The 10,489-nt window shown below is 72.1% G+C and carries 9 protein-coding genes; 1 reads left to right on the top strand and 8 read right to left on the bottom strand.

The features are described 5' to 3' along the window. Positions 1–131: 131 nt before the first annotated feature. Together IVW53_15235 and IVW53_15230 are read right to left on the bottom strand one after the other, a co-directional pair. Positions 132–329: a YHS domain-containing protein gene (locus tag IVW53_15235; protein ID MBF6606919.1), complete on the bottom strand. Its 198-nt coding sequence runs from the start codon at positions 327–329 to the stop codon at positions 132–134. Then, the gene (locus IVW53_15230) at positions 326–2,677 is read right to left on the bottom strand and encodes a heavy metal translocating P-type ATPase (GenBank protein ID MBF6606918.1); all 2,352 of its coding nucleotides are present in this window, start codon (positions 2,675–2,677) and stop codon (positions 326–328) included. Before IVW53_15230 ends, IVW53_15235 begins: the two co-directional genes overlap by 4 nt. Before the next feature lie 140 nt (positions 2,678–2,817). Here IVW53_15230 and IVW53_15225 point away from each other — a divergent pair, with 140 nt between their 5' ends. Continuing rightward, positions 2,818–4,545 (top strand): AMP-binding protein, encoded by a 1,728-nt coding sequence (locus IVW53_15225; GenBank protein MBF6606917.1) that lies wholly within the window; start codon positions 2,818–2,820, stop codon positions 4,543–4,545. Between the two features lie 71 nt (positions 4,546–4,616). Here the strand turns inward: IVW53_15225 and IVW53_15220 are convergent, their stop codons facing one another. The 6 genes from IVW53_15220 to IVW53_15195 all read right to left on the bottom strand — a co-directional run bounded on the left by IVW53_15220 (position 4,617) and on the right by IVW53_15195 (position 10,404). Next, positions 4,617–5,201 (bottom strand): hypothetical protein, encoded by a 585-nt coding sequence (locus IVW53_15220; protein MBF6606916.1) that lies wholly within the window; start codon positions 5,199–5,201, stop codon positions 4,617–4,619. Beyond that, positions 5,198–5,545 carry a histidine triad nucleotide-binding protein gene (locus IVW53_15215; GenBank protein ID MBF6606915.1) on the bottom strand — a complete coding sequence of 116 codons (348 nt, stop codon included), beginning with the start codon at positions 5,543–5,545 and terminating at the stop codon, positions 5,198–5,200. Before IVW53_15215 ends, IVW53_15220 begins: the two co-directional genes overlap by 4 nt. A gap of 8 nt (positions 5,546–5,553) precedes the next feature. After that, positions 5,554–6,627, bottom strand: a complete 1,074-nt coding sequence (prmA, locus tag IVW53_15210; GenBank protein MBF6606914.1) for a 50S ribosomal protein L11 methyltransferase — start codon at positions 6,625–6,627, stop codon at positions 5,554–5,556. Beyond that, on the bottom strand, positions 6,614–7,735 hold the full coding sequence (dnaJ, locus tag IVW53_15205) for a molecular chaperone DnaJ (GenBank protein MBF6606913.1): 1,122 nt from the start codon (positions 7,733–7,735) through the stop codon (positions 6,614–6,616). Before dnaJ ends, prmA begins: the two co-directional genes overlap by 14 nt. Before the next feature lie 531 nt (positions 7,736–8,266). Further along, on the bottom strand, positions 8,267–9,175 hold the full coding sequence (locus IVW53_15200) for a uracil-DNA glycosylase (GenBank protein ID MBF6606912.1): 909 nt from the start codon (positions 9,173–9,175) through the stop codon (positions 8,267–8,269). A 740-nt stretch (positions 9,176–9,915) separates the two neighbouring features. After that, positions 9,916–10,404, bottom strand: coding sequence for an NfeD family protein (locus IVW53_15195; GenBank protein ID MBF6606911.1), 489 nt, complete (start codon positions 10,402–10,404; stop codon positions 9,916–9,918). Positions 10,405–10,489: the final 85 nt, after the last annotated feature.

Raw genomic sequence — 10,489 nt, 5'->3', positions numbered from 1 at the left:
ATCCGGCGCAGGAGGCGGCCGGCGCAGGAGGCGGCGCGGACACGGGATCCGGCGCCGGCAGGCCGAGACGGCGACCGCGCCCGGACGACGAGCGCGGGCGGCGGGCGGCGGCTACCGGCCCCGCCCGGGAGTCACATCGACGGCGTATGCCCCGGATCGAGATATCGGACCGGGTCGTCGCGGAAGTCGAGGAGGCAGCCTCGACCACAGAACGCATACGTCGTCCCATCGTGCACCGTGACGAGCCCGTCCGCCCGCGCCTCTGCCAGGTCGACGGTCATGCCGCACACCGGGTCGACGAGCGTGGTGGGCTGGGGCTGCTCGGTCATCGGGAGAACTCCTCTCGAAGTGTCGTGGGGGTGGTCCGCCGGGTGGCGGGGATCCGGAAGTCCCGGAGTCGCAGGGCGTTCGAGACGACGGTCACGGACGAGAGGGCCATCGCCCCCGCCGCGAAGATCGGGTCGAGGAGCCAGCCGGTGAACGGGTACAGGGCGCCGGCGGCGAGGGGGATGAGGGCGACGTTGTAGGCGAACGCCCAGAAGAGGTTCTGGCGGATGTTCCGCATCGTCGCGCGCGACAGGGCGACGGCCGTGACGAGACCCCGGAGATCGCCGCTCATGAGCGTCACTCCGGCGGACTCGATCGCGATGTCCGTCCCGGTCCCGATCGCGATGCCGACGTCCGCGGAGGCGAGGGCCGGCGCATCGTTCACGCCGTCGCCGACCATCGCGACGACCGCGCCCGCCGCCTGGAGCGCCCGGACGCGCGCCGCCTTCTCGGCCGGTCGCACGTCGGCGATGACCTGCTCCACGCCCGCTTCGGCGGCGATCGCCCGGGCCGTCGTCTCGCCGTCACCGGTGAGCATCGTCACGGTGAGTCCGAGTCGACGGAGCTCGGCGACGGCGGCCGCCGATCCTTCCTTGAGCGGGTCGGCGATGGCGATGAGCCCGGCCGGCCGGCCGTCGATGGAGACGAAGACGGGCGAGCGACCGAGGCGAGCAAGGCGCTCGGCCTCCGCGACGAGCGGCATCGACGCCTCGACACCCACGAACCCGGCCCGCCCGACGTGGACGGACCTCCCATCGACGAGCGCGGACACCCCGTCGCCGGGAGTGGCAACGAACCCGGTGGCGGCGGTCGCCGCGATACCCTCGCCACCGACGTGGCGGACGATCGCTTCGCCGAGGGGGTGTTCCGAGCCCCGTTCGGCCGCGGCCGCGAAGCGGAGGAGCTCACGCTCGGTGAGGCCCGCCGTCGCGGAGGCCGACCCCGACCCCGACCCCGCCGCCGCCGACACTGGCGCTGGCGCGAGGACCACGTCCGTCACCCGGGGCTTCCCCTCGGTGAGCGTCCCGGTCTTGTCGAGGACGACGGTCGTCACGGCCTGCAGCCGCTCGAGGGCCTCGGCGTTCCGGAAGAGGATGCCGTGCTCAGCGCCCTTGCCGGTGCCGGTGATGATCGAGGTCGGCGTCGCGAGGCCGAGGGCGCACGGGCAGGCGATGATGAGGACGGCGATCGTGTTGAGGAGGGCGAGGTTGAACGCCGGCGCCGCCCCGGCGACGAACCAGACGACGAACGTGAGCGTCGCGACGGCGATGACGATCGGGACGAAGATCCCGGTCACCCGGTCCGCGAGCCGCTGGATCGGCGCGCGCGACCCCTGGGCATCCTGGACGAGCCGCACGATCCGGGCGAGGACGGTATCCGCGCCGACCCGGGTCGCCCGGTAGGTGAACGACCCCGAGCCGTTGAGGGTTCCGCCGATGATCTCGTCCTCCGGCCCCTTCAACACCGGCATGCTCTCGCCGGTGACCATGCTCTCGTCCACGGCGGAGCGCCCGTCGAGGACGACACCGTCCACCGGGGTGCGCTCGGACGCCCGGACGAGGACGACGTCGCCGGCGACGACCGCCTCGATCGGGATGTCGAGCTCCACGCCGGCGCGGACGACCCGCGCGGTCCGCGGCGTGAGCCCGATGAGGTGGCGGATGGCGTCCGAGGTGTGACTCCGCGCCCGCGCCTCGAGGAAGCGGCCGAGAAGGATGAGGGTGACGATCGTCGCCGCCGTGTCGAAATAGAGGGGCGGGGCGTCCCCCACCGAGCGGCCGGCCACGGCGAAGAACGCCGGCGCGACGATGGCGGCGACGCTGTATCCGTAGGCCGCGCTCGTGCCGACGGCGACGAGCGTGTTCATGTCCGTCGTGCGGTGTCGAAGCGCGTTGAAGGCGCCCCGATAGAACGGCGCCGCCGCGTACGCCTGGACCGGGGTCGCGAGCGCGAGCTGGAGCCATGGGTCCGTGAGGAACGACGGGAGGAACGGGGCGATCGTCATGTGGGCGAGGCCGAGGAGGAGCGGGATCGTGAGGATCCCGGCGACCGTGACCCGGCGGCGCAGGTCCGCGAGATGGCGCTCGGCGTAGGTGGGCTCGGCGGCGTCCGCGCTGGTCGCCGGCGCCGCGGCGTCGCTCGCCGGGACCGCCGTGTAGCCGGCCGCCTCCACGGCGGCGACGAGACCCTCGATGTCCGTTCGCGCGGGATCGAACCGGACCGTCGCCGACTCTGTCGCGAGGTTGACGTTCGCCTCCTCGACGCCGTCCACCTTGTCGAGGAAGCGGGTGATCCGGTTGACGCACGACGCGCACGTCATGCCCTCCACCGGAAGCGTGATGATCTGGATGGTCTGGTCGGTCACGGCGCCGTTCCCTGCTCCCGAGGTGATACTCCCAGGGGGTATATTGCCACGCTCCGCCGGACCTGTCCAGTGACATCCGGCCCGCCTGTCCACATCCGGCCCGCCGCCGCGGGTACCCTGGCGCCGTGGAGAGCCTCGTCGAGCTGCTCGAGCGTGCGGCGGCCCGGTACGGCGACCGGACCGCGCTCGGCATCCGCCGCGACGACGGGACGGGGCAGGCGTGGTCGTACCGCGAGCTCGAGCGACGGAGCCGGATCGTCGCCTGGCGACTGACCGCCCTCGACCTCGTGCCGGGCGACCGGCTGCTCACCTGGTCGCCGTCCGCGCCGGAGCTCCCGGCCGTCTACCTCGGGGCGATGCGGGCGGGGATCGTCCTCGTGCCGCTCGACCTCCGGATGGCCCCCGACGCGATCGAGCGGATCGTGGAGAAGGCGGAAGCACGCCACCTCGCGATCGGGACGGGTCGCGAATCACCGGATCCCCGCGATGCCCGCCTCGACGGGATGCCGACGACGACGGTCGAGGCGCTCGCGGCCGAACGGGACGACTCGTTCCCGGCCGACTGGGAGGAGCGCGTGGCGGCCCTGCCGCGACCGGACCGCTCCACCCTCTTCGAGCTTGTCTTCACCTCCGGAACGACCGGAGCGCCGAAGGGGGTCATGCTCACCCACGGCAACGTCCTCGCCTCCATCGAGGCGATCCATCGGGTCATCCCGCCCCTCGAGCACCGGATCGTGTCGCTCCTTCCCCTCTCCCATCTCCTCGAGCAGGCGGTCGGACTGCTCTACGCGATCGACGTCGGCGCGGACATCCTCTATGTCCGGAGCCGGAACCCACGGGTCATCTTCGAGTCGATCCGCGACCATCGGACGACCTCGATGATCCTCGTGCCCCAGGTCCTCGACCTGTTCTGGAGCTCGATCGAGCGGGAGGTCGAGCGATCCGGGCGGAGTCGCGCCTTCGGTCGCCTTCGACGGGTCGCCCGGCGGCTGCCGTACCCGGCGCGGCGGTGGCTCTTCCGCCGGGTCCACGCCGAGTTCGGGGGCGGCCTTCGGCTCCTCGTGTCGACGGCGGCATTCCTCCCGCCGGCGCTCCAGCAGGCGTGGGAGGACCTCGGCGTCGTCGTCATCCAGGGCTACGGATCCACCGAATGCGGGTTCGCCGCGTGCACGAGCCGCGAGGATCACGGTCTGGGCACGGTGGGGCGGTCCGTGGCGCCGGTGGAGGTCCGCCTCGCCGACGACGGCGAGATCCTCGTCCACGGCCCGAATGTCTTCAGCGGCTACTGGCGCGATCCGGCGTCGACCGCGGCGGCGTTCACCTCCGACGGGTGGTACCGGACGGGCGACATCGGGCGCTTCGATCCCGAGGGTCGGCTCATCCTCATGGGGCGGACGAAGGACATCATCGTGCTGCCGAACGGGCTCAACGTCTATCCGGAAGACATCGAGAACGCCCTGCGGGTCGCCGGCATCCGCGATTCCGTCGTCGTCGAGACGCTGCCCGGACGGATCGAGGCGGTGGTCCTGGCGCCGGGCTCGCACACGATCCCGCAGGGCGGAGCGCCGGCGGAGGTGAGCGGCACGCCGGCGGAGGTGAGCGGCACGCCGGCGGAGGTGAGCGGCACGCCGGCGGAGGTGAGCGCCGCGATCGGCGGGGCGGCGATCAGAGCGGAAATCGACGAGGCCGTCCGATCGGCCAATCGGGCCCTCGCGATCCACCAGCGGATCGTCGGCTGGCGCCTCTGGCCCGAGGCGGACTTCCCCCGCACCCACACCCTCAAGGTGAAGCGCGATCAGGTCCGCCGCTGGGCCGCGGTGGAGGAACCGCTGCCGGTCCGCGAAGGTTCCTGAGCGGGGTTCCGAAGCGGGCCGGGTTCCGAAGCGGGCCCGAGGCGGGCCAGGTTCCGAAGCGGGCAGGCCGCCTACTGCGGCACGGGGACGGCGATGCCGACCGTGGCGAGGGCCGTGAGGATCATGGGGGCCCGGGCGTCCGTCGAGTTTGCCGGCGACCAGCTGTAGTCGACGATCGTCGTCCCGAGCTGACGGATCACATGCTGGGTGTCGGGCGGAAACTCCACCCGGCCGGGACCGGTGCCCACGAACGACGCGAGCTGGCGGCCGGCGGTCGCCGCGGTCGCCACGTCGCGGAACTCGTAGACGACGATGTAGCCGTGGGCCGGATCCGCCGGCAGGATCACCTGGAAGATGCCGCGCGGCGCATCGATGAAGGCGAGGGGCTCGGGCGGCCGGAACGGCTGCGTCGCGTCCTGGAGCTGGAGTGAGTCGACCGCGAGCGCCGCCGCGATCTCGCGGCGGGTCTCGGCGATGGCAGTCGAGTAGGTCGGGAGTGCGAATGTGGGCGCCGGGGTGATCGGACCGGTCGGCGCGGCGACCCCGCAGCCGGCGAGTGCGAGTCCGATGAGCAGACCGACCGCTGCCGCGGCGGTGACCCGCCCGATCCTCGGCGACCGCGATCCGCCGCTCGCTCCGCGCGTCGGCGGCCTCACCCGGGCGGCCAGGTGAACGGTCGTCCGCCCATGAGATGGATGTGCAGATGATCGACGGTCTGGCCGCCCCACCGCCCGACGTTCGAGACGATCCGGTATCCGCCGTCGGCGATCCCCTCCCGCCGGGCGACCTCCGCCGCCATCGCGAACAGTCGCCCGAGGAGCGGTCCGTGCGCCTCCGTCAGGTCCGCCGCCGACGCGATGTGCTCGCGCGGGATGAGGAGGATGTGGGTGGGCGCGCGCGGCGCGATATCGCGGAAGGCGACGATGACATCGTCGGCGTGGACCTGGGTGGCGGGGACGTCGCCGCGGGCGATGCCGCAGAAGAGGCAGTCGGTCGTCATCGGCCCGATCATAGTCGCGTCCCGTTACGAGTCGCGACGAGCGCCACCCACTCCCCCTCGGCGAGGCGGTCGAGCACCGTGAGCCCGGCGGCCTCGAACGCCGCCCGGACATCGCCCTCGCGGTCGATGAAGATGCCCGACGCGATGAGCGTGCCGTCGGGCGCCAGCTCGGCGCTCAGGTCCGGTGCGAGGGTGACGAGGAGCGACGCGATGAGGTTGGCGAGGACGATGTCGAACGGCGGCTCGCCGGTCGGAACGGAGCCGGCCCGGATCCGCGTCCGTCGCGCGAGACCGTTGCGGCCGATGTTCGCCCTCGCCGCGTCGACGGCGATCGGATCGGGATCCACGCCGACGATCGCGTCCGCACCGAGCAGGCCGGCGGCGATCGCGAGGATCCCGGAGCCGGTCCCGACGTCGAGGACGCGACCGAGCGCGGGGGCGGCGCGGTCGGCGACCACCTCGAGCGCCGCGAGGCAGAGCCGGGTCGTTGGATGGAGGCCCGTCCCGAAGGCCATCCCCGGGTCGAGAGCGAGCACCACGTCGTCCGGTCGCCGCGCATGCCGACGCCAGGTCGGCCGGATGACGAGCCGGCGACCGACGCGCAGGACCGGGAAATGCGCCTTCCACGCCTCCGCCCAGTCCGCCTCGTGCACGACCCGGACGTCGAGGTCGCCGATCGGCCGGATCCCGAACGCCTGAAGGTGGCCGAGCGCGATCCGGGTGTCGTGGATGGCGGTCCGCGCCGCCGTTCGGTCGCGCGCGGGGAGGTACGCCCGGACGGTCGCCGGTCGCGAGGCGTCCACGAACGCGCCGAGCCCCTCGTCGCTGAGGATGAACGCGGGCTCGACGCTCGTCCCGCCGGAGGCGACGCGGCCGAGGATCTCGCTCACCGCCTCCACCGCCTCGACGTCCGCGGCCACCGACAGCTCGAGCCAGGTGCCGTCCGCTGAGGTCCCTTCGTCGTCGTTCGCCGCGCCGCCGTCGTCGTCGGGTGCGGTCCCGCCGTCGTCGTCCGCCGCGCCGCCGTCGGAGCCGCCGGCCGGTGCGCCGCCGACCGCGGCGACGGGATCAGCCGAGGACATCGCGGACACGGTCGATGATCCCGCCGTGGCCGTGCGGACCCACCTGCTCGCCGGTCGCCGTCGCATAGGTCTCGAGCGCGGCGCGTGCCTCCTTCGTGAGCTTCGTCGGAACCGTCACCCGGACGAGCACGTGGAGGTCGCCGCGCGAGCCCGTCCGACGGAGATGTGGCACGCCCCTGCCGCGGAGGCGAAGTTCGGTCCCGGGTTGGGTGCCGGGCTTGATCTCGATCTCCTCGTCTCCTTCGACCGTCGGTACGCGGCGGCGGGTGCCGAGGGCTGCCTGGGCGATCGAGATGTCGAGTTCGTAGTAGAGCTCCGTCCCATCCCGCTTGAGGTCCGCGTGCGGGGCGACATGGATCGCCACGTACAGGCTGCCGGGCGGACCCCCGCGCGGACCCGCCTCACCCTCGCCGGAGAGCCGCATCTGATGACCCTCGTCGATGCCGGCGGGGATCGAGACCCGGACCTTCCGCTTCCGCTCGACCCGTCCATCGCCGTGGCACGTTTCGCACGGCGCTTCGACCACCCGGCCCTCGCCCCGGCAGCGCGGGCAGGTGGTGACATTCACCATCTGGCCGAGCATCGTCTGACGGACGCTTCGCACCTCGCCGCGCCCGTTGCACTGCGGACACGTGGTCGCGTCCGTGCCCGACTTCGCTCCGCTCCCGCGGCACGTCTCGCACCGAACGAGGACCGCGAACTCGATCTCCTTCTCGGTTCCCGCCACCGCCTCGGCGAACGAGATCCGAAGGTCGTACCGCAGGTCGCTCCCGGTCGGCGGTCGCCCGTGACGCGCGTTCGCGGCTGTGCCGCCACCGAAGAACGCATCGAAGATGTCGCCGAAGTTCCCGAACCCGGCCCCGAAGCCCGCGTCACCGGCCGCGCCGCTGACGCCCGCCCGGCCGAACGTGTCGTAGGCCTGCCGGCGCTGCGGGTCGGAGAGGATCTGGTACGCCTCGTTGATCTCCTTGAAACGCTCGTCCGCGGCAGGTTCCTTGCTCACGTCCGGGTGCCACTGCTGGGCGAGCTTGCGGAACGCGCGCTTGATGTCCGCGTCGCTCGCTCCGCGGGCGACGCCCAGGACGTCGTAGTAGTCGCGCTCGGTCACCATGGCCCGGAGAGTCTACGGGAGGCGGAACGCGGGTGGCATCGCGGCGAGTCTCGGGTGGCATCCCGGCGTGCTCGGGTGGCTCGGAGGGGCGGCTCGGCGGGCTCGGGTGGCTCGGGGGGGCGGCTCGGCGGGCTCGGGCGTGGCTCGGCGGCTCGGCTGGGGCTCGGGTGGGGCTCGGGTGGTTCGGCTGGGGCTCGGGTGGGGCTCGGGTGGTTCGGGCCGCGAGAAACCGTCATTTGGTCTTCAAGAGGGCACTCGTCGGTGGTCCGGGAGGATGGCGAGGACGACGCGATCCCCATTGAGCGTGGCCCGGACTCCGGATCGATCCTCAATCACGGCATCTGCGCACCACGGGAGTCATCTGGCAGCGATCCCGTGACCAACGCCCGCCTGGGGATCAGATGTCACATTCCTTCGACGAGGGGACGTCCGAGCGGGCGGACGGGGCGGCGACAGACGCGCGGGACGCGGGGCGACGCGGATCCGCGGCTGCGCGGCCGCGGGCACATCTGCTCGACGCGCGAACCGCTACCGGGTCGCGGCTTTCGCCCGCGCGAGCAGCGTCTCGAACATTGGCGTGGTGAGGCGGCCGGTGAACGTGTTCTGCTGGCTCGGGTGATACGACCCGAACAGGACGTACGGCCCGACGACCGCCTCCGCGCCGTGCCCGAACCGTGGCCGCGGCCTGATGGCGTGGCCGTCCGCCCCGAGGACGCGCAAGACGGCGTCCCACCCGAAGGCGCCGAGGGCGACGATGACTCGAATCCTTGGCAGGAACGCCAGCTCCCGCTGGAGGAATGGGAGACATCGGTCGCGCTCTTCGATCGTCGGTCGGTTCGCGGGTGGCGCACAGCGGACCGCCGCGGCGATGTAGACCCCGCGGAGGGTGAGGCCGTCGTCCGCCCGGCGCGATGACGGCCTGTCGGCGAGCCCGTTGACATGAAGCGCGGACCACAGGAAATCGCCCGACCGGTCGCCGGTGAAGACTCGCCCGGTCCGGTTGCCGCCGTGCGCCGCCGGGGCGAGCCCGACGATGAGGATCCGCGCCTCGGGATCGCCGAAGCCGGCCAGCGGACGACCCCAGTACGGCTCGTCCGCGAAGCGCGCGACCTTCTCGCGGGCGACTCGTTCGCGCCACTCGACGAGACGCGGACAGCGGCGGCAGGCGATGATCTCGGCGCGGAGCGCCTCGAGGCCGTCGACCGGCGAACCGGGCTCGGCGCCCGTTCTCGTCCTCGCCAGGTCAGCTTCCGCTGGGCGGCAGCGTCGGCACGTCCATGAGGACCGACCGCAGGGCCTGCGCCGCTCCGAGGAGCGCAGAGCTCTCGGCCGGGATGACGATCTTCGTGTTCTCGCTGGCGGCGAACTTGGCGAGCGTGTCGAGCTGGAGGATCGCGACGAGCGTCGGATCCGGCGCCGCTGCCTTGATCGCGTCATAGACCGTCTTGATCGCCTGGGCTCGACCCTCGGCCTCGAGGATCGCCGCCTGCCGGTTGCCCTCCGCCCGGAGGATCGCCGACTGCCGTTCGCCTTCGGCGCTCTTGATCGCTGCCTGCCGGTTGCCGTCCGCGACATTGACCGCCGACTGCTGAAGGCCCTCGGACTGGAGGATCTTCGCCCGCTTCTCCTGGTCCGCCTGCTTCTGGAGGGCGAGAGCCTGGAGGATCTGTGGCGGCGGGGTGATCTCGACGATCTCGATCCGGTTGATCCGGATCCCCCACTTGTCGGTCACCGCCTCCATCTGCTGCTGGACGTCCACGTTGATCCGCTCGCGCTCGGACAGCGCCTGGTCGAGGGAGAGCGTTCCGATGACGGACCGGAGCGCGGTCCGGGCGATCGCGTCGATGGCGACGTCGAAATCGGAGACGCTGAAGAGCGCCTGCTTCGCGTCGACCACCTGGGTGAAGATCGTCGCGTTCACCGCCACAACGACGTTGTCCTTGGTGATGACCTCCTGGCGGTCGCCGGGACGGGGGATCTCGCGCATGTCGACGCGGACGAGCGTCTGGTAGAACGGCACGATGAGGGCCAGGCCCGGATTGTGGATCGACTTGAACTCGCCGAACTGCTTGACGACCCCGACGTATCCCTGCTGGATCACGTTCGCCGCCTGGCCCAGGAAGGCGACGATGACGACGAAGATGACGATCGCGACGACGATCCCGGCGATCACACCACTATCCACGACGGACTCCTCCTTCTGCGAACGGCGCCGAACGCTCGAGCGGACGGACGAGGAGCGTCGTTCCGCGCACGGCGATGACCCCGACAGCCACATCGCTGCCGAGGGGATCCGGATGGTCCGTCACGGCGAGCCATCGCTCGCTCGCGAGGAGGACATGCCCGGGATGATGTTCGTCGCCGATCGCGTCCAGGGTGAGCGCCTCCTGTCCGACGAGGCCGCCGTGGACGCCGCGCGAGACGACGCCGTCGCGACGATTGAGGAAGGCGCGACTCGCGAACGGCCGCAGGGCGAGCATGCCGACGATCGAGGCGACGGCCGCGAGGAGCGCCTGGACCCAGACCGGGCTGTCCGGGACGAAGATCACGAGGATCGCCGCGACGAACGAGCCGGCGGCGAGGAACAGGGCGTAGAAGGCGACCGTGTGCAGCTCCACCGCGAGGAGCACGAGTCCGGCGACGACCCACAGGAACAACATGGTCACCGTGAGTCTACGCCCGCCGCGTGCTGGCGGATCGGTTGGGACCGCTCGTCGGCGGGGGGCCGCGGCCGTCGGGGACCGGAGATCG

It is taken from the genome of Chloroflexota bacterium, from assembly GCA_015478725.1.
Taxonomy (GTDB): domain Bacteria; phylum Chloroflexota; class Limnocylindria; order Limnocylindrales; family CSP1-4; genus C-114.
Note: the sequence above shows the minus strand (reverse complement) of the source record. Positions and strands in the feature narration are given on the sequence as shown.

What these genes read in the sequence shown, in the direction of transcription:
- IVW53_15200 (MBF6606912.1), bottom strand. Translation starts at nt 9,175, where the DNA reads ATGACGCGATCAAGGCAGCGGCGCCGGATCCGACGCTCGTCGCGATCC.
- prmA (MBF6606914.1), bottom strand. Translation starts at nt 6,627, where the DNA reads ATGTCCTCGGCTGATCCCGTCGCCGCGGTCGGCGGCGCACCGGCCGGC.
- IVW53_15235 (MBF6606919.1), bottom strand. Translation starts at nt 329, where the DNA reads ATGACCGAGCAGCCCCAGCCCACCACGCTCGTCGACCCGGTGTGCGGC.
- IVW53_15215 (MBF6606915.1), bottom strand. Translation starts at nt 5,545, where the DNA reads ATGACGACCGACTGCCTCTTCTGCGGCATCGCCCGCGGCGACGTCCCC.